Annotated in this window: 16 protein-coding genes; 7 read left to right on the top strand and 9 right to left on the bottom strand. The window is 74.5% G+C overall.

Features of this window, described 5'->3' with window-relative positions:
• Positions 1-9: 9 nt before the first annotated feature.
• Entirely contained in the window at positions 10-1,281 is a 1,272-nt protein-coding gene (locus FHU28_RS11200; RefSeq protein WP_184683468.1) for a YncE family protein, read from the bottom strand.
• Positions 1,282-1,444: 163 nt separating this feature from the next.
• Here FHU28_RS11200 and FHU28_RS11195 point away from each other — a divergent pair, with 163 nt between their 5' ends.
• Both FHU28_RS11195 and FHU28_RS11190 read left to right on the top strand, forming a co-directional pair.
• Positions 1,445-2,593: a helix-turn-helix domain-containing protein gene (locus FHU28_RS11195; RefSeq protein WP_184683465.1), complete on the top strand. Its 1,149-nt coding sequence runs from the start codon at positions 1,445-1,447 to the stop codon at positions 2,591-2,593.
• Positions 2,594-2,646: 53 nt separating this feature from the next.
• Complete coding sequence (locus FHU28_RS11190; protein ID WP_184683463.1) at positions 2,647-3,099, top strand: GNAT family N-acetyltransferase; 453 nt, start codon at positions 2,647-2,649, stop codon at positions 3,097-3,099.
• 94 nt (positions 3,100-3,193) lie between these two features.
• On the opposite strand, the gene FHU28_RS11185 is transcribed toward FHU28_RS11190, so the two are convergent.
• From FHU28_RS11185 to FHU28_RS11170, 4 genes are read right to left on the bottom strand one after another with little or no spacing between them, the layout of a single operon-like run.
• Entirely contained in the window at positions 3,194-3,919 is a 726-nt protein-coding gene (locus FHU28_RS11185) for an ABC transporter ATP-binding protein (RefSeq protein WP_184683461.1), read from the bottom strand.
• A complete protein-coding gene (locus FHU28_RS11180; RefSeq protein WP_184683459.1) occupies positions 3,919-4,908 on the bottom strand; it encodes an ABC transporter ATP-binding protein in 990 nt (329 codons plus the stop codon). Before FHU28_RS11180 ends, FHU28_RS11185 begins: the two co-directional genes overlap by 1 nt.
• Before the next feature lies 1 nt (position 4,909).
• Positions 4,910-7,639 carry an ABC transporter permease gene (locus tag FHU28_RS11175; protein ID WP_184683457.1) on the bottom strand — a complete coding sequence of 910 codons (2,730 nt, stop codon included), beginning with the start codon at positions 7,637-7,639 and terminating at the stop codon, positions 4,910-4,912.
• Entirely contained in the window at positions 7,636-10,821 is a 3,186-nt protein-coding gene (locus tag FHU28_RS11170; protein WP_184683455.1) for an FtsX-like permease family protein, read from the bottom strand. The genes FHU28_RS11175 and FHU28_RS11170 overlap by 4 nt, the downstream gene beginning before the upstream one ends.
• 829 nt (positions 10,822-11,650) lie before the next feature.
• On the opposite strand from FHU28_RS11170, the gene FHU28_RS32525 reads away from it, so the two are divergent.
• Positions 11,651-11,947, top strand: a complete 297-nt coding sequence (locus FHU28_RS32525) for an endonuclease domain-containing protein (RefSeq protein WP_260412879.1) — start codon at positions 11,651-11,653, stop codon at positions 11,945-11,947.
• A gap of 18 nt (positions 11,948-11,965) precedes the next feature.
• On the opposite strand, the gene ligD is transcribed toward FHU28_RS32525, so the two are convergent.
• A complete protein-coding gene (gene ligD, locus FHU28_RS11160) occupies positions 11,966-12,991 on the bottom strand; it encodes a non-homologous end-joining DNA ligase (protein ID WP_184683454.1) in 1,026 nt (341 codons plus the stop codon).
• Positions 12,992-13,038: 47 nt separating this feature from the next.
• Between ligD and msrB the strand changes: the two genes are divergently transcribed.
• Positions 13,039-13,449, top strand: a complete 411-nt coding sequence (msrB, locus tag FHU28_RS11155) for a peptide-methionine (R)-S-oxide reductase MsrB (RefSeq protein ID WP_184683452.1) — start codon at positions 13,039-13,041, stop codon at positions 13,447-13,449.
• Positions 13,450-13,457: 8 nt separating this feature from the next.
• Here msrB and FHU28_RS11150 read toward each other — a convergent pair whose 3' ends face one another.
• Complete coding sequence (locus FHU28_RS11150; RefSeq protein ID WP_030503018.1) at positions 13,458-13,733, bottom strand: isoamylase early set domain-containing protein; 276 nt, start codon at positions 13,731-13,733, stop codon at positions 13,458-13,460.
• A 155-nt stretch (positions 13,734-13,888) separates the two neighbouring features.
• Here FHU28_RS11150 and FHU28_RS11145 point away from each other — a divergent pair, with 155 nt between their 5' ends.
• From FHU28_RS11145 to FHU28_RS11135, 3 genes are all read left to right on the top strand, one after another.
• Positions 13,889-14,149: a hypothetical protein gene (locus tag FHU28_RS11145; protein WP_030503017.1), complete on the top strand. Its 261-nt coding sequence runs from the start codon at positions 13,889-13,891 to the stop codon at positions 14,147-14,149.
• Positions 14,150-14,216: 67 nt separating this feature from the next.
• Complete coding sequence (locus FHU28_RS11140) at positions 14,217-14,660, top strand: GNAT family N-acetyltransferase (RefSeq protein WP_184683450.1); 444 nt, start codon at positions 14,217-14,219, stop codon at positions 14,658-14,660.
• 106 nt (positions 14,661-14,766) lie between these two features.
• The gene (locus FHU28_RS11135; protein ID WP_184683441.1) at positions 14,767-15,879 is read left to right on the top strand and encodes a lytic polysaccharide monooxygenase auxiliary activity family 9 protein; all 1,113 of its coding nucleotides are present in this window, start codon (positions 14,767-14,769) and stop codon (positions 15,877-15,879) included.
• A 96-nt stretch (positions 15,880-15,975) separates the two neighbouring features.
• On the opposite strand, the gene hemQ is transcribed toward FHU28_RS11135, so the two are convergent.
• Entirely contained in the window at positions 15,976-16,677 is a 702-nt protein-coding gene (hemQ, locus tag FHU28_RS11130; RefSeq protein ID WP_116504998.1) for a hydrogen peroxide-dependent heme synthase, read from the bottom strand.
• Positions 16,674-18,083, bottom strand: a complete 1,410-nt coding sequence (gene hemG, locus FHU28_RS11125) for a protoporphyrinogen oxidase (RefSeq protein WP_184683439.1) — start codon at positions 18,081-18,083, stop codon at positions 16,674-16,676. Before hemG ends, hemQ begins: the two co-directional genes overlap by 4 nt.
• Between the last annotated feature and the right edge of the window lie 9 nt (positions 18,084-18,092).

The raw sequence follows: 18,092 nt of genomic DNA, 5'->3' as shown, positions 1-18,092 counted from the left end.
CGTCGGCGGTCAGCCGGCGGACGGGGGCGTCCAGCCCTCCGGCACGTGCCCGACGCGGACGCGCTGGGGGTGGTCGCCGACCGGGACGCTCGCGACCTTCTGCCCGGTCGCGAAGTTGATCGCGGTGACCTGATCCGCGCCGGATTCGGAGATCACGCAGTCCCGGCCGTCCCCGCTGACGGTGGCCCAGTACGGCTTGCTCGCGGGCACGAGCGGCCCCTCGCGCAACGTGGCCCGGTCGAGCACGGTGGCGTAGTCGTCCATGGTGCCGGCGACACAGACCCGGGTGCCGTCAGGGCTCATCGACAGGCCGTGGTGCCGGGAGTCGTTGACCCAGGTGGTGCGGTCCTCGCTGGTGGCCGGGTTCTTCGGCAGCGTGGCGACGCGGGTGACCCGGTCGGTGGCCACGTCGTACTCGACCACGCCGTTGAAGAAGGACACCTGGAAGTAGAGCCGGCTGCCGTCCGGGGTGAACACGGCCGGGCGGACCGCGTCGGAGAGGTCCCGGCGGCCGGCGGCGTCGAGGCGGTCTCGCATGTCGATCACCTTGACCACCTGGTACGTGGTGGTGTCGGCGACGGTGATCCGCCGGTCGCCCTTGGTCCAGTCGAGCCAGGGCGCGTCCAGGTCGGTGTTGACCTCACCGATGGACATGTTCCACAGGCGGGTGCCGCCGTCGGTGTAGATGTTCTCGTGCGGCTTGTCGCCAGTGCCGAACGAGCCGAGCTGCGCTCCGGTGCGGATGTCCAGCACGTGCACGGTGTTGGAGGTGGAGGCGGAGACCGCGACCCGGGTGCCGTCGGGCGACACGGCCATGTGGTCGGAGCGGTAGCCGGAGACCGGGAACCGCCAGCGCAGCGCGCCGGTGGCGAGGTCGATCGAGACGACGTCGGCGAAGCTGGGCCGGGACACCACTACCGCGCTGCCGTCGGGGGTGGTGTACATGTCGTCGACGAACTGGTCGTGGCCCTCCCCCGGGCCCTGCCGGATGCCGAGGAAGTACGCCAGCTTGATCGGGTTGAGGTAGATCTCGCGCAGGCGCGCGGCGCGGTCCGGGATCACGTTGATCCGGCCGAGCTTGGCGTAGTCGCCACGGGACCGGATGACGTCGGCGGTGCCGTCCCAGTTGTTGCCGACAAACATCACCTCTTGGAGCGCGACAGCGGCGGCGGCCGGCGCGGGCGCCGTCATCAGCGGGGCCGGGGCGACGAGGGCGAGCGCGGCCAGCACGGCGAGGGCGCGGCGGCGGGGTCGGGGCGGGCGGAGTGGCACGGGGGTCATGGTCGCCTCCTGGCAGCCGGTACGACATCGACGTTTCTCAGTGGCGCGAACGGTGTTACCTTGCGGTAACAACCAGGAGAGCAACCAGCCTGCCGCCGCGGCTAGGGACCGGACGTCAATGCCCGCGCGGCCCGGTTGTGCCGCGACGACAACGGGAGGCGGCGTGACCCGGACCGGGAACGTCCCCACCTTCGGCACGTTGCTGCGCGACCTGACCGCCGACCCGGCCGCCGTCGACGAGGTAGCGTGGGCCGCCCGCGCGAACTCGCCCGAGGTGGCCCGCCTTCCCGCCGACGAGGTACGCCGCCAGGTCGTCCTGCTGCTGGGCAGCGGTCTCGGCGCGCTGGAACGCCACGAGGATCCGGCCGGACGGGACTTCACCGAGGCCCGCCGGCTGGGCGCGGACCGGGCCGCGCAGGGCGTCTCCGTCACCGGCCTGCTGCGCGGGGTGCAGGCCGGACGGGACCGGGCGGTGGAACTCGTGGTCCGGCACGGCCGGGCCGCCGGCATCGCCGACGAGGTGCTGCTGGAAGGGCTGCTCACCATCGGCCGGTACGCCGCGGCGGTGGAGCGAGCGGTGGTCGACGGGCACCGGGCTGCCGAACGGGACCTGCTCCGCACGGGCGCGGCGGCCCGAGTGCACCTGCTGCGGCGGCTGCTGCGCGACGGACCCGCCGGTACGCTCCCGGCCGAGCTGACCCGGTTCGGGCTGCGGCCGGACGGGCGCTACCACTGCCTGGTCGCCGCGCCGCCCGACCCGGTCCGGGCGCACGCTCTGCACCGGCAGCTCACCCGGCACGGCGGCCTGCTGGGCACCGTCGACGACCGGCTCGCCGGTCTGCTCCCGCGCCTGCCCGACGCCGCGCCGGCCGACCTGCTCACGCTTGTCGCGCCCGCCCAGCCGCTGGAGCGGGCCCCGGCCATGTACGCGCTCTGCCTGGCGGCGCTGGCCACCGCCGCGCACCGGCGGCTGCGCGGGCTGCGTCAGGTCACCGACCTGGCCGGGGAGACCGCGCTCGCCGCCCAGCCGGTCCTCGCCGAACTGCTGCGGGCGAGCCTGCTCGGCGCGCTCGACCCGGCCGACGGCTTCCACCGGGAGCTGGCCGGCACGGCGCTCGCCTGGCTGCACCACGGGCAGCGGCTGGACCAGACCGCCGCCGCGCTGCACGTCCACCCGAACACGGTGCGCTACCGGCTGCGGCGGCTGCGGGAGCTGACCGGCGGCCCGCCGGTCGAGGAGGGCGCGCGGTGCACGGTGCCGGAGACCGTGCACTGGTGGTGGGCGCTGCGCAGCTGGCTGGACGGCGGCTGACCAGCCCGACGCCCGGGCCACACCCGCGCGTGGCGCTGTGCCAAGCTGGCCGGGTGACCGAGATGATCTTCCGGGAGGCGGTCCGCGCCGACCTGCCCGCCGTGCTCGCCCTGCTCGCCGACGACGTGCTGGGGCGTACCCGCGACCTGCCCGAGGTGGACGAGGCGTACGAGCGCGCGTTCGCCGACCTCGACGCCGATCCGCGCAACGAGCTGATCGTCGCCGACGACGGCGGGGAACTGGTGGGCTGCTTCCAGCTCACGTACATCCCCGGGCTGGGGCGGCACGGTGCCGAGCGATGCCTGATCGAGTCCGTGCGGGTCCGCTCCGACCGGCGCGGCCGTGGGCTGGGCGGGACGATGATGCGCTGGGCGATCGACCGGGCCCGGGAGCGCGGCTGCGCGCTGGTGCAGCTCACCACCGACAAGCAGCGCGCCGACGCGCACCGGTTCTACCGCGACCTGGGCTTCGTGGCCAGCCACGAGGGCATGAAGCTGGCGCTCTGACCGGGCCGCGACCAAGCGCCGGGACGTGACCCGGCACCGGGCCGCGACCAGGCTCCGGGCCGCCACCCGAAGGCGCGCGGCCCGGTCGCCCGGGTCAGTCCTCCGGCGCCAGCCGCCCGTCGCGCAGCGTCAGCGTCCGGTCGGCCATCTCGATCAGCGCCGGATCGTGCGTGGCCACAAGTGCGGTCATCCCCCGGGCGTGCACCACGGCCCGGAGCAGGTCCATGATCGACCGCCCGGTCTCGGAGTCGAGCTGACCGGTCGGCTCGTCGGCGATCAGCAGGTCCGGTTCGTTCGCCAGCGCCCGCGCCACCGCCACCCGCTGCTGCTGCCCGCCGGACAGCTCGTACGGGCGCTGCGCGGCGTGCCCGCCCAGTCCGACCAGTTCCAGCAGCACCGCCACCCGCTGCTCCCGTTCGGCCGCCGGCACCTTGGCCAGCCGCAGCGGCACCCCGACGTTCTCCGCGGCGGACAGGATCGGCACCAGCCCGAACGTCTGGAACACGAACCCGATCGTGCCCCGGCGCAACGCCAGCAGCTCCCGCTCGCCCGCCCCGGTGACCTCGTGCCCGGCCACCCGGATCAGGCCGGAGTCCGGCCGGTCCAGGCCGCCGATCAGGTTCAGCAGCGTGGTCTTGCCGGCGCCGGAGCGGCCCCGCACCGCGACCAGCTCGCCGCGCCGCGCGGTGAAGGAGACGTCCTGTACGGCGTGCACGGCGTGCTCGCCCTTGCCGAAGGTGCGGCTCACCCCCTCGACCTGGACCACGTCCTCCACTGCCGTCACCGACGCCGCCGGCAGCACCACTGTCTGGTCGGTCATCACTCACTCTCCTCGGCGGTCGCCCGGTCGCCGGGACGCACCTCGACGTGGTCGGGTTCCAGGTTGAGCCGGACCCGGTCGCGCAGCGACAACGCCTCCACGAACTGCGCCGGCAGCTGCATCCGGCCGGTGCGGTCCAGTACCGCGTACTCATCGCTGACCATCTCGGTGCCGCCGTCGGCGGTGACGCGCGCGGTCCGGCGTACCTCGGAGGCGGTCCGGCCGTCGCGGATCGCGACGGTACGGCGGACCTGGCCGGCCACGGCCTGGTCGTGGGTGACCACCACGATGGTGACGCCCAGCTCGGCGTTGATGGTGCGCAGCGCGGCGAAGACCTCCGCCCCGGTGGCCTCGTCCAGCTCGCCCGTCGGCTCGTCGGCGAAGAGGATCTCCGGGTCGTTCGCCACCGCCACGGCGACCGCGCAGCGCTGCTGTTCGCCGCCGCTCATCTGGCCCGGACGGCGGTCCGCGCAGTAGCCGACGCCCACCATGTCCAGCAGTTCACGGGCCCGCTCCCGCCGCTTGCGCCGCCCGCCGCCCCGCCCGGCCAGCTTCATCGGCAGCTCCACGTTCTCCAGCGCGGTCAGGTACGGCAGCAGGTTGCGGCCGGTCTGCTGCCAGATGAACCCGACCACCTCCCGCCGGTAGGCCAGCCGCCGCTTGTTCGACAGCGACAACAGGTCGTAGTCGGCGACCCGGGCGATGCCCGCGGTCGGCGTGTCCAGGCCGGACAGGATGTTCAGCAGCGTCGACTTGCCGGAGCCGGACGCACCGACGATCGCGACCAGCTCACCCCGGTCGATGACCAGGTCGAGGCCCTGGAGGGCGAAGACCTCGACGCCCTCGGTCTTGAAGATGCGCACCAGGCCGTCGCAGACGATGTGCCCGCGCAACCGGTCGCGTCCTCCGGCCCGTTGCGCGGCCCGTTCGGCCGCGCGCTGTTGCAGGGACGCCAGATCCGGCACGGACGCCTCGGCGGTCGCGGTCATCTCAGCTCTCCTCTCCGAGCCGCAGCACCTCACCGAGGCGCATCCGGCGGTTGTTCACGGCCTCCACGGCGATCGCGAAGCCCAGGGCCACCATGGCCAGGACCGACACCCCGGCGACCAGGCCGGGTTCGAACTGTGGGCGTACGTCCACGCCGCCGGTGAACGCGGGCAGCCCGAGCACCGGCGTGAGCAGCAGCGGCAGCAACGCGCCGACCACCGCGCCGGTGAGCACCGACACCAGCACCAGCGGGGTCAGCTCGACCATCAGCATGCCGCGCCACTGCCGGCGGGACAGACCCATCGTGCGCAGCCGGGACAGCACCTGCCCGCGCGAACGGGCCCCGGCGAGCACCGCGAGCGCGAGCCCGAGCAGCCCCAGCACCGCGCCGCCCCCGGCGCCGAGCGCGAAGCCGAACACCAGCAGGCCGTTCACGCCGGTGCCGCCCAGGTCGGCGCGCACGGCCGAGCGGGCCGTCACCTCCGGCGCGCGGGCCTTGTCCCCGGTGCCGACCCCGCCGATGCGCAGGTAGCGGTTCTGCCCCTCACGCGCGACCCGGTCCACCTCGGCGGCGTCCACGCCCGCGCCGGCCAGCACGAACCCGGTGGGCGCGAGCTGATGCGGCGCGTCCGCCGGCAACGCCGGCCACGGCAGCACCACGAACCGGCGTACGCCCTTGTCGACAAGCGCGAACTCGTCGACTGTGGCGGCGTTGCGCACCGGCAGCCGGTTGCCCTGCACGTCCAGCCAGGCGGGTCGCTCGCCCTGGGCGTCGGCGAGCCCGGCGTCGGCCAGCTCGTCGGCGACCGCCGGGGAGACGAGCGCCGGCAGCGGCGTGCTGCCGTCGGCGCGGGCCCGCAGCGGGTCGGGCACGCTCACCGGTACGCCGGCCCGGCGCGCCACCTCGGCGAACCGCTCCCCGTCCACGAGCACCACGCGCAGCTCGGTGATCGGCGCGAGGCGACCGGCACGGTCGGCGTAAGGGCGCTCGGCCGGCACTGTGAGCAGTGGCGCGACAGCGCGTACCCCGGGCAGCTCAGCCAGTTTCTCCGCGGTGTCCGGCGCGAAGCGCTCCCCGCGTACCAGCAGGTCACCCGGCACGGCCTGGGCGGCGGCGGTGTCCCGGCCGGTCTCGATGCCGGTCGCCACCACGCCGCAGAACGCGGCGGTGGCCACGGCCAGCACCACCACTACGAGCGGCCCGGTGCTCGCGGCCCGGCCCGCGCGGGCGGCGCCGAGGAACGCGACGCTGCCGCGCGCCCGCGCGGCGACGCGGCTGAGCAGCCGCAACGGCCAGGGGTACGCGCGCAGCGCCACCAGCGCCGCCGCGATCGCCAGCAGCACCGGCACGGTGACCAGCAGCGGATCCACCGAGCCGGCGGTGAGCCCGCGGCGGCGCAGCAGGAACGCGCCGAGCACGGCGAGCCCGAGCACCGCGACCTCGACGGTGAGCCGGACGGCGGGCGACCGGCCGCCGAGGTCGGAGCGGCCACCGGCGCGGCGGCCGACCGCGAGCGCGGCGAGTGGCGGCAGCAGCGTGGCCAGCAGCCCGGCGATCAGCACCCAGTGCCACGGCGACCCGGCGCCGGGCAGCAGCCCGCCGAGCAGCCAGCCGATCCCGGCCGCGGCCGGCAGCACCAGCAGCGACTCGGCCAGACCGCGACGCAGCACGTCACCGGTCGAGCCGCCGCGCGCCCGGATCAGGTGGAACTCGGCGCGGCGGCGGCGCGCGGCCAGCCGGGCGGCCAGCAGCGTCAGCCCGGCCAGCGTGGCGAGCAGCCCGGCGGCGATGACCGCGAGCAGGGTACGCGCGGCGGCGAGCGAGTCGGCGAAGCGCCGCAGCGGGATGTCCACGCCCTGGCTGAGGGTCATCTTGACCTCAGTGGGCATGGCCCGGTCCAGCCCGTCGACGCCGGCGATCAGCGCGTCGAGGCGGCCCGGTTCGAGCCGGTCCGGGGCGATCCGGTACCGCCAGCCGAACGTCACCGGCCATTCGCGGGCGGTGATCGAGTTCAGGCCCGCGTCGGCGGTGTACGCGACGGCCACGAACGGATCGCCGTCGCCTTGCGGCGGGCTGAGCTTCAGCATCGACGGCAGCGTGTCCCAGACACCGCCGGCCGGGTCGTTCGGCCGCCACACGCCGACCAGGTCGACCGGGCGGGAGTTGAGCACGTTGTTGTCGCGGTCCAGCAGCGAGAGGCGGAACCGGTCGCCGGCCGCGATGCCCAGCCGGGTGGCGATCGTCTCGGCGAGCGTCACCTCGATCGCGCCGGCCGGGGTGACGCCGCGTTCCGGCCACCGCCCGTCGACCAGGGTGGCCGCCTCCCGGATGCCGGTGCCGGCGCGCAGGTGCAGGTCGATCAGCCCTTTGTCGTCGCTCAGCGTCGGACCGCGCAGTCGCCCGGGGACGGTCTGCGCCGCGAACCAGCGCTCGCCGATCGCGTCGCGCACCTCGGCGGGCATCTTCTCCTCGACCGCCGCGAGCAGGGCTCCCCGGCTGGCGACGACGGGCTGGTCCGAGGCCGGCACGACGTCCGGTCCGGCGCTGTACGCGAGATCCCGGCGGGCCACCGGCTGACCGGCCACGTACTCGGTGAGCCCCTGCCCGGTCAACCGGTCGGCGACCCGGGGCACGCCCGTGATCAACAGCGCGGTCACCAGGGTCAGGACGGCGAGCAGCAGGAACTGCCCTCCGTATGCGCGGACCCGGCGCGCGGCACCAGGAAGGCTCATCGTTCTCCTCCGATCCGGAGCTGCGCGGCGGCGACCCGCTGGCGGATGCCGGTGGTGATGACGGCGGCGAAGGCGAGCGCGGCGAGCAGCAGCCCGGCGGCGGTCGCCCCGATCGGCACCCAGGGCACTGTGAAGACCGCCTCGGGCACCGGCCGTCCGGCGGCCGGGGTGAGGATCACAAGCGGCACCATGGTGGCCGCGACGAGGGCGCCGACAAGCAGCCCGACGCCGACTCCGATCGCGGCCAGGAAACCCTGCTCGGCGAGGTAGGCGCGGGCCAGCAGCCGGGTGTTCGCGCCGAGCGTGTTGAACACGGCCAGTTCGTTGAGCCGCCGCCGGGTGGTGGCCCACACGTCGACCGCCAGGCCGACCAGCGCCAGCAGCACCGACCCGAGCGCGGCGGCCAGCAGGCCGGTACGCGCACCCTGCCAGTACGGGTCCTCGGCGGCCTCCGCGGCCACCGCCCGCCGGTCCAGCAGCACCGTGCGGCCGGTCGCGGCGAGCGCGTCAGCGGCCGCGGCGTGCCCGCCGGGCGTGGTGCCCAGCCACCACTCCGCCACCGGCCGGACGCCGCCGCTGCGTTCCAGGAGCTGGGTGGTGGCGGTGGGCAGGTCCAGCAGCACGCCGTCGCCACCGGTGCCGGGCACCGCGGCGACCTGGCCGACCACAGTGACCTCCAGCGTCACCTCGGCGACCGACAGCTTGACGGTGTCACCGGTCTGCACGCTCAGCGCGGCGGCGACCCCCGGCGTGACGAGCACCGGCACCGGCGGGTCGTCGGCCTGGGGCACCACGGCGAACCGGGACGAGGGCACCCGGGCGTACTGCAACAGCCCTTCGGGCACGTCGAAGGCCTGCGTCGCGTCCACCCGGGTGGGGGTGGCCTCGGCGTCGCGGCGTGGCCCGCTGCCCGGGTCGATCACCCGCCAGGCCCCCTCCACCGGCAACGGCAGGGCCGCGCCTGCGGCGTCGGTGAGCCGCAACTTGTCCAGGAGCAGCCGGTAGGAGCTGCCGCTGGCGTCGCCGCCGTCGGCCTCGAAGCCGACCAGGCGCAGCGGCGCGCCGCCGGTGTCGGGCAGCGGCACGGAGAAGCGCACCGGCCGTCCCTCGCCGCCGGCCTCGGCCAGCCGGACCCGCCAGGTGGCCCCGGCGTCGGTGGCGAACAGCGCGCTCACGGCGACCCGCGGCCGGTCGTACATGCTTTCCACGGGCGTACGGACGGTGCCGGAGAACGTCTTCGCACCGGCTGGCAGGACACCGCCGACCGGATCGGCCCGACCGGCCGCGAGCCGGTCCAGCAGGGCCCCGGTGGACGCCCCGCCGTCGGCGTCGTCGAGCCGGATCATCCCCTTCGCGGCGGCGGCGTCCAGGGCCACCACGGTCGCCGGCCGGGCCTCGCGGCCCAGGCGCACGTCGTCGCGCCACGCGGGCAGCACCCGGTCGAGCCCGGGCACGGCGGCCAGCTGGGCGGCCCGGTCGGCCGGGGCGGTGCCGTCCCGTTCGGTCAGCCGAAGGTCCGTGCCGACCGTGTGCTGGGCCTGGTCGCGTTGCGAGCGTTCCCAGGAGGCGACGAGCGACCACGCGAGCGTGCTGCCCCCGACGGCGAGCGCGAGCAGCAGCACCGGGCCGGCGTGCGGGCGGCGGCCCGCCTGCCACATGCCGAACATGGTGGCGTTCCACGGCCGGCGGTCGACGAAGCGTTCCGCGATCCGGGTGGCCGGCGGCAGCAGCCGCAGCGCGATCACCGCGCCGGCCAGCACCCCGATGGTGGGCGCGGCGGCCAGCAGCGGGTCGATGCCGAGGCTGCCGTTCGCGCCGGCGAGCGGCGACGAGTACTGCCGCAACTGGGTCCAGGCGAGCACGGCCAGGGCCACCAGCGCCACGTCCACGCTCGCCCGCTGCACCGCCGCTCCCCGGGTGGGGCGGGATCGGGCCGCCATGTCCGCGACGTACGTGCCGGCCCGGCGCAGCGCCGGCACCACCATGGCGAGCAGGCAGCCGATCGCTGCGCCGACCGCCACCAGCCACACCCGGGCCACGTCGCCGTCGGCCAGCCCCAGGTCCGCGCCCAGGAGGTGGATCGCCTGCCCGGTCAGCGCCGGGGCCAGCAGCAGCGCCGGCGCCACCACGAGCGTCGCCTCGCGTACGGCCAGCCCGGCGATCTGTCCCCGGGCCGCGCCCCGGGCCCGCAGCAGCGCGGTCTGCGCCCGCCGGTCCTCGTTCAGCAGCGCGGCCACCAGCACCAGCGCGTACCCGCCGAGCACCACGATCAGCAGCAGCGGGGTGAGCAGCGCGGACCGGCCCACCAGATCGGCCCGGCTGAGCCGGTCGAGGAGCCGGTCCAGGTGGCTGACCTGCTGCGCCGACGAGCCCAGGCCGGTGGCGTCGGGCAGCTTCCCAGTGATCTCGTCCAGCGCCGCCGTCACGGCGGGCAGCCGGGCCGGATCGACCGCCACCAGGTCGGGGTCCACCAGCCAGGCCGCCGAGGTGGAGCCCGGGAAAGTGCGCGCGAAGTCGGCCGGGTCGAGCGCGAACGGCCCGTAAGAGGTGGTCTCCGCGTCGCCCTGGCTCTCCCCCACCCCCGGGGCGAGCCGCCAGTACGCCTCGGTCGCGTCCCGGGGCCGCCACGTGCCGGCCACCACCACCGTGCCGGCCCGCTCCGCGCCCCGGTCGTACAGCGGCACCCGCTCGCCGACCTCCAGGCTCAGCTGCGCAGCCACCTTCTCCGGCAGCGTCACCTGCAACGGGTTGCTGCCGGGCACCGGCCACGCCCCGGCGGCCAGCTCGGCGTGCGCGGGCAGGTCGTCGAGCGTGGCCAGGTTGGCGAACATCGGGTCGTCGTCGGTGCGGGCGGCGCCCACGTCACCGGTCAGCTCCCGCCCGGTGCCGGACCGGATCCCGGCCACCGTGACCGGCGCCCCGCCCAGCCCGTTCGCGAACTGTGCCCGTACCGCGCGGTCCCGCTCCGCGTACGCGGCGGCGTCCGCGCCACCGGAGCCGCTGATCAACAGGCTGCGTTCCTCCGCCGGGGCGGCGTCGAGCACCGCCCGGGCGCCCGCGTCCACCGCCCGGCGGTTGTAGTCGGAGAGCCCGGTGACCAAAGCGACCGCGACGAGTGCCGCGACAGCGGCGGCGAGCAGCAGCCCACGGGCCTCTACCGCCCGCCTCCACACCAGCTTCATCCGACGTCCTCTCCTGGCCCCGGCGGGCCGATGCCGAGAAGAGCAGTCACACCCCGGAAAAGGTTCGCGCCCGTTACATGATCGTTATCGGTCCCCCTCCGCCCTTCCTCCACCCCCGCCGCCGCCCTCCCCGCCCCACCCCGTCGATCTTGGAGTTGTGGCGCCTCGAATGACGTCTATGCGGCTTCTGGGAACGACCACAACTCCAAGATCGACGGGGTGGGTGCGCGGCTGTCCACAGGGGCGGATTTTGAGGGTTGGGGGCGGGAGGGTTAGAGGGTGTGGCGGTACGGGGAGTTGCTGGCGGGTGGGGTGAGTCGTGGGGCGGTCCGGCACCAGGTGGAGGCGGGGCGGCTGGGGCGGCTGTCCCGTGGTGTCTACGGGTACGCCGACGACGAGACGGACCGGTTGCGCGCCCTGTTCCGGCGGTTGCCGCCGGGAACCGTCGCGGGGTTCCACACCGGTGCGCGACTGCACCGGTTCGGGGCGGTGACCGACGACCTGGTGCACGTGATCGTGCCGCCCGGCGTGAGCGCACGGCGGATCCAGGGCGTGGCGACGCATCAGACGGTACTGCCGGTGCCGGACGCGGTGGAGATCGCCGGCATCCCCTGCGCGCCGGCCGCCCGCTGCGCCGTGGACCTGGCCCGGGTGATCCGACGGGCCGACGCGCTGCCGGTGCTGGACCTCTGCCTCCGCGCCGGCGCCTGCCGCCGCGAGGACCTGCTCACCGAGGTGGCGTGGCACGCCGGCCGCGGGGAGTACGACAGGCGGGGCAACTCGTCGCGCTCGCCCCGACCCGCGCTCGGAGTGCCGGCAGGAGAGCCAGTTGCGCCTGTTGCTGATCGACGGCGGGCTACCTCCGCCGGAACCGCAGCTGTGGGTTCCCGACGAGGACGGAAACCTGATCTATCGCCTCGACCTGGGCTATCGCGACCGGCGCATCGGCGTCGAGTACGACGGCCGGTCCCACCTCGCCCCCGGCCGGCTGCACCACGATCGATCCCGGCTCAACTGGCTGGCCGAGCACGGCTGGCGCGTGCGGGTCTACACGGCCACCGACCTCTACCGCCGCCCCCGGCACATCGTCGCTTCGGTCCGGAGCATGCTCACCGCCCCCGCCTGAGCAGTGGCCACCCGAGCGTCAGGGGCGAGGGCGGTCGCGGTCCTTGGACGGCTGGACCCGCTTCGGCTCGCCGGGCATCTTCGGGTACTCCGGCGGGTACGGCATGTCGCCCAGCCCGTCGGCGGCGTCCCGCTCGGCCCACTCCAGCAGCGGCGTGATGTCCCACGGGGCGTCGTCGATGCCGGCGTGCGGGTCGCCGCGCTCGGCGAACCGGGCCGGCACCGTGCCCAGGTGGAAGTCGTCCGGGTCTACCTGGGGTAGTTCGTCCCAGTCGACCGGGGTGGAGACGGTGGCGCGCGCGTTGGCGCGCAGCGAGTACGCGCAGGCGATGGTGCGGTCCCGCGCCGTCTGGTTGAAGTCGACGAAGACCCGTTCGCCCCGTTCCTCCTTCCACCAGGCGGTGGTGACCAGCCCGGGGCGGCGCCGTTCCAGCTCGCGGGCCAGCGCGATGGTGGCGCGGCGTACCTCCACGAACGTCCAGCGCGGCTGGATGCGCAGGTAGACGTGCACGCCCCGGCCGCCGGAGGTCTTCGGCCAGCCGGGCACGCCCAGCTCGTCGAGCAGACCGCGCAGCTCACCGGCGGCGGTCACCGCGTCGGCGAAGTCGGTGCCCGGCTGCGGGTCGAGGTCGACGCGCAGCTCGTCGGGGCGGTCGGTGTCGGCGGCGCGCACCGGCCACGGGTGGAACACCACGGTGCCCATCTGCGCCGCCCAGGCCACGTGCGCCAGGTCGGCCGGGCACAGCTCGTCGGCCTTGCGGCCGCTGGGGAAGGCGATCTGCGCGGTGCGCACCCACGGGGGTACGCCCCGCTGCGGCACCCGCTTCTGGAAGAACATTTCCCCCTCGATGCCGTCGGGGAAGCGCTGGAGCGTGGTCGGCCGATCCCGCAGGGCGCGCATGATCCCCTCGCCGACGGCCAGGTAGTAGCGGAAGACGTCCGCCTTGGTGAAGCCCTGCTGAGGGAAGATCACCCGGTCGGGGCTGCTCAGCCGCACCGTGTGCCCGGCTACCTCGATCTCCTCGACCGTGCCCTTGCCCGCCATCACGCGACCATATGCGATGCCACCGACAGCCGACGTACCGTGAAGGGGTGAGTCTTTCCGACAGCGAACTGCCCCGTACCGAGGACGAATGGCGCGTGCGGCTGAGCCCCGAGGAGTTCCGGGTGCTCCGCGAGGCCGGCACCGAGGCGCCCTGGACCGGTGAGTACGTCGACACCAAGACCCCCGGCGTCTACCACTGCCGGGCCTGCGGGCTGGAACTGTTCCGCAGCGATGACAAGTTCGACTCGCACTGCGGGTGGCCGAGCTTCGACGACGCCATCCCGGGCGCGGTCAAGGAGATCCCGGACAACACGCTCGGGATGCGCCGCATCGAGATCCGCTGCGCGCGCTGCGACAGCCACCTCGGGCATGTCTTCGAGGGTGAGGGTTTCACTCCGAAGGACACCCGGCACTGCGTCAACTCGATCTCGGTGCGGCTGGAGCCCAGCGCCGGCTGACGGCGGCGTCACAGCCGCAGCAGGCCGCCGGCCTCGTCCACCCGGTCGGCGGCCTCGTCGTCCAGCCACACGCCGCCGGTGGCCAGGTAACGGAAGCGGTACTCCCCCGGCTTCAACCGGACCGTCACGGTACGGGTGCCGTCGCGGCGCGGCACCAGCTCGTGCCGGCCGGGCTCCCACCCGTTGAAGCAGCCGACCACGCTCACGGTGCCGGCCGGGGTGTCCCGGGGCAGCGAGAACGTCACCCGGGTCTGGTTGCCGAAGAGCTTGTTGCGCTTGATCACGAATCCTCCGGGGATTTTCGGCGGTCACAGCAGTCAACGCGCGACACGCCGGGAGCGACTCGCCGTAGGGCCGGATCAGGTTCGCCCGTTCCGGTTGCCCGATGGTGTCGTCTGCGCGACTCTCGGATGACAGGTCCGTTTTCGGGGGGTTTCGCATGGCAACCTGCGAGGTTTGCGGTAACGACTACTGGATGGCGTTCGAGGTGCGCACCGTCGACGGGTCGCGGCACACGTTCGACTGCTTCGAGTGCGCGGTGCACAAGATGGCGCCCATCTGCGAGCACTGCCAGATCAAGATCGTCGGGCACGGCGTCGAGGTCTCCGGCCGCTTCTTCTGCTGCGCCCACTGCGCCCGCGCCGTCGAGGGTGAGCAGGGCGCCGAGGTACGCGACGCGGTCGGCGCCCGCCCCGCCTGACGCACGCGCCCCCGGCCGTCCCGCACCCGGCCCGGCCGGACCGCTGGGCGCGGCCTAACCTGGGCCGATGCCCGTCGAGTCCCACCTGGCCGGCTTCGCCGACCTGGACGCCCGCACCTTCCACGACCTGCTCCGGCTGCGCATCGACGTGTTCGTGGTCGAGCAGTCCTGCCCGTACCCGGAACTGGACGGCCGGGACGTCGAGCCCGGCACCCGCCACCTGTGGCTGAGCAGCGACGGCGCCGTCGTGGCGTACCTGCGGATCCTGGCCGACCCCGACGGCGTGGCACGGATCGGACGGGTGGTGGTGGCGCCGGCGGCCCGCGGCGCGGGCCTGGCCGGCGCGCTGATGACCGAGGCCCTGGCCGTGGTGGGTGACCGGCCGTGCGTGCTCGACGCGCAGACCCATCTCGTCGGCTTCTACGCGGGCCTCGGTTTCGCGGTCAGCGGCCCCGGTTACGTCGAGGACGGCATCCCGCACACGCCGATGCGCCGCGACCCAACTCATTGACGTTTGTCACTCTTTGTGGCAACGTGCGGGCGGAGCCGCCACGCGGGAGAGGGCAACTCCCGACAGTCCGGGCGTCGTGCACCGACACCCATCCCGGAGGCTTTCCATGTCCACTCCGTACCGCCGCCCGTTACCGCTCGCGGCGGCGATCCTCGCCGTCTGCGCGGTCGTCGCGGCGCTGCTCACCACCGCGTTCTCCGGCCCGGCCTCGGCGCACGGGTCGGTTGTCGACCCGGCCTCGCGCGCCTACAGCTGCTGGCAGCGCTGGGGCGGTGACTTCCAGAACCCGGCCATGGCCACCCAGGACCCGATGTGCTGGCAGGCGTGGCAGGCCGACCCGAACGCCATGTGGAACTGGAACGGCCTGTTCCGCGAGGGCGTGGCCGGCAACCACCAGGGCGCCATCCCGGACGGGCAGCTGTGCAGCGGCGGCCGCACCCAGAGCGGCCGCTACAACGCGCTCGACACCGTCGGCGCCTGGAAGACCGTGCCGGTCACCAACAACTTCCGGGTCAAGTTCTTCGACCAGGCCAGCCACGGCGCCGACTACATCCGGGTGTACGCGACCAAGCAGGGTTTCAACGCTCTCACCTCGCCGCTGCGCTGGAGCGACCTGGAACTGGTCGGCCAGATCGGCAACACCCCGGCGAGCCAGTGGACGCGTGAGGTGGACGGCGTGTCCATCCAGATCCCGGCGAACGCGCCGGGCCGCACCGGCCGGCACATCGTCTACACCATCTGGCAGGCCAGCCACCTGGACCAGTCCTACTACCTGTGCAGTGACGTGGACTTCGGCGGATCCGGCCCGACCACCCCGCCGACCAGCACGCCGCCCACCAGCACGCCGCCCACCAGCACCCCGCCGACGAGCACGCCGCCGACCAGCCCGCCCCCGACCACGCCGAACCCGGCCGGTGGCTGCACCGCGACGTACGCGATCACCGGTTCGTGGGGCGGCGGCTTCCAGGCCGAGGTGAAGGTGACGAACGGCGGTTCACCGATCCGCGGCTGGTCGGTGAGCTGGAACTACCAGAACGGCCAGCAGGTCACCTCGGCGTGGAACGCCACGGTGACCAGCAGCGGAACGCTCGTCACGGCACGCAACGCCGCCTACAACGGCACGCTCGCGGCCGGTGCGAGCACCTCGTTCGGCTTCACCGGCTCGGCCGGCGCGACAAACCCGGTTCCCAGCACCCTGTCCTGTACGACGACCGCCTGACGCCGGTCTTCCCGGTCGGGGCCCTGCTCGACACCCGCTGGGGTGTTAAGCGGGGCCCCTTCCTCTACCGCAGGCGTTAAGAAGGTGCCCTTCCTTTCACACCAGGCAGTTGACGATGTCGGCTACCGAGCGGCGGCGGCCCGTGTAGAACGGGATCTCCTCCCGCACGTGCCGACGGGCGCCGGAGGCGCGCAGGTCGCGCATCAGGTCCACGATCCGGTGCAGCTCGTCGGCCTCGAACGCGAGCATCCACTCGTAGTCGCCGAGCGCGAACGAGGCCACGGTGTTGGCCCGCACGTCCGGGTAGCCCCGGGCCATCTTGCCGTGCTCGGCCAGCAGCTCGCGCCGCTCGGCGTCGGGCAGCAGGTACCACTCGTACGAGCGCACGAACGGGTAGACGCACAGGTAGGCGCGCGGCTGTTCGTCGTTCAGGAACGCCGGGATGTGGCTCTTGTTGAACTCGGCCGGGCGGTGCAGCGCCATCTGCGACCAGACCGGGGTGAGCGCCCGGCCCAGCGTGGTGCGGCGGAACCGCAGGTACGCGTCCTGGAGCGCGTCGCTGGACGACGAGTGCCACCAGATCATCAGGTCGGCGTCGGCGCGCAGCCCGGCCACGTCGTACGTGCCCCGGATCGTGACGTCCTTGCCGGCCAGCTCGGTGAAGAGCGACTCGACCTCGTCGACGACGTTCTCCCGCAGCGACGGCAGCGGGCTGGTGGCCCGGTACACCGACCACATGGTGTAGCGGATGGTCTCGTTGAGCTCCCGCAGCCGCGCCGCGTTGGTCTGCTCGGTCATGCTGCCGATCCTTCCAGTGCCTTGATGATCTCTTCGGCCGCCGTCTCGCCGGAGCGGACGCACACCGGGATGCCGACGCCGTCGTAGCCGGCTCCGGCCACTGCCAGCGTCGGGTGGACGGCGCGCAGCGCCGCCCGGACCGCCGCCACCCGGGCGGTGTGCCCGGGCGTGTACTGGGGCAGCGCGCCGCCCCACCGCTGCACGTGCCGGGCCACCGGGGCCGGCAGCGGCGCGCCGAGCACCGCCGACAGCTCCCGGTGCACCGTGTCGGCCAGGTCGTCGTCGGTGAGCTGCAGCGACGTCTCGTCGCCGTACCGGCCCACCGAGGCGCGCACCAGCGCCAGCCCGTCCGGCCGCCGCAGGTGCCCCCACTTGGTGGTGAAGAACGTGGACGCCTTGATCGTCAGCCCTTCGCCGGCCGGCACCAGGAAACCGGACAGCTCCGGCAGGGCCGGGCCGGGCAGGGCGAGGGTGATCAGGGCGACGCTCGCGTAGTCGAGCGCGCCGACCGTGTCGGCCGCCTCGGGCGCGGCGGCGGCGAGCAGCCGGGCGGCCGGGCGGGCCGGCACCGCGAGCAGCACCGCGTCGACCTCGACGTGCTCGGCGTCGCGGGTCGGCCCGACGGTGAGCCGCCAGCCGGCCGGGGTGCGGCGCAGCTCGCGTACCGCGGCGCCCCGGCGGATCGTCGCCCCGCTCGCCGTTGCCGCCGCCTCGACCAGCGTGCTGAGCCCACCGGCGAGGGTGCCGAAGACTGGTGCGCCGGGCGCGCGCGGCGCGGCGGCCTGCGCGGCGCGGACGGCGCCGACGAGCGTGTGCTCGGCGCGTGCCGCGCGGGCCAGCGCCGGCATCGTGGTGACCAGCGACAGGTCGTCGGCCCGCCCGGCGTACACGCCGCCGAGCATCGGGTCGACCAGCCGGTCCACCACCGCGTCACCGAGGCGCTTGCGGACCAGCTCGCCGACCGAGGTGTCCTCACCCTCTGCGAGCAGCGGCCCGCCCGCGTCGCGGTCGGCGTCCGCGGCCGGCGGCGCCACCGCCGCCACCTTCTCCAGATCCCCGGGTACGCCGACGAGCGTGCCGCCCGGCACCGGGCGCAACGTGCCGTCGACGAGCAGGGCCGCCTGCCCGACGGTCGGGTGCACGATCTCCTCGGCCAGGCCGAGCCGCCGGGCCAGCGTGACCGCCGCCGACTCGCCACCGGCCGGGTCGCGCATCAGGAACGACTCCGCGCCGAACTCGACCGGCCCGCCGGCCAGCTCACCGGTGAACAGCTTGCCGCCGAGGCGGCCGGACTGCTCGTACACGGTGATCTCGGTGCCCTGGGGAGCGCTGTCGCGCAACCGGACGGCGGCGGCCAGCCCGGTGATCCCGCCACCGACGATCGCCACCCGCCACGGTCGCACCACTGTCGCCTC

It is taken from the genome of Micromonospora echinospora (assembly GCF_014203425.1).
GTDB lineage: Bacteria > Actinomycetota > Actinomycetes > Mycobacteriales > Micromonosporaceae > Micromonospora > Micromonospora echinospora_A.
Note: the sequence above shows the minus strand (reverse complement) of the source record. Positions and strands in the feature narration are given on the sequence as shown.

Bases quoted from the DNA above. Each gene is read 5' to 3' on its own strand.
- FHU28_RS11200 (WP_184683468.1), bottom strand. From the start codon at position 1,281: ATGACCCCCGTGCCACTCCGCCCGCCCCGACCCCGCCGCCGCGCCCTC.
- FHU28_RS11185 (WP_184683461.1), bottom strand. From the start codon at position 3,919: ATGACCGACCAGACAGTGGTGCTGCCGGCGGCGTCGGTGACGGCAGTG.
- FHU28_RS11180 (WP_184683459.1), bottom strand. From the start codon at position 4,908: ATGACCGCGACCGCCGAGGCGTCCGTGCCGGATCTGGCGTCCCTGCAA.
- FHU28_RS11175 (WP_184683457.1), bottom strand. From the start codon at position 7,639: ATGAGCCTTCCTGGTGCCGCGCGCCGGGTCCGCGCATACGGAGGGCAG.
- FHU28_RS11170 (WP_184683455.1), bottom strand. From the start codon at position 10,821: ATGAAGCTGGTGTGGAGGCGGGCGGTAGAGGCCCGTGGGCTGCTGCTC.
- ligD (WP_184683454.1), bottom strand. From the start codon at position 12,991: ATGGCGGGCAAGGGCACGGTCGAGGAGATCGAGGTAGCCGGGCACACG.
- FHU28_RS11145 (WP_030503017.1), top strand. From the start codon at position 13,889: ATGGCAACCTGCGAGGTTTGCGGTAACGACTACTGGATGGCGTTCGAG.
- FHU28_RS11140 (WP_184683450.1), top strand. From the start codon at position 14,217: ATGCCCGTCGAGTCCCACCTGGCCGGCTTCGCCGACCTGGACGCCCGC.
- FHU28_RS11135 (WP_184683441.1), top strand. From the start codon at position 14,767: ATGTCCACTCCGTACCGCCGCCCGTTACCGCTCGCGGCGGCGATCCTC.
- hemQ (WP_116504998.1), bottom strand. From the start codon at position 16,677: ATGACCGAGCAGACCAACGCGGCGCGGCTGCGGGAGCTCAACGAGACC.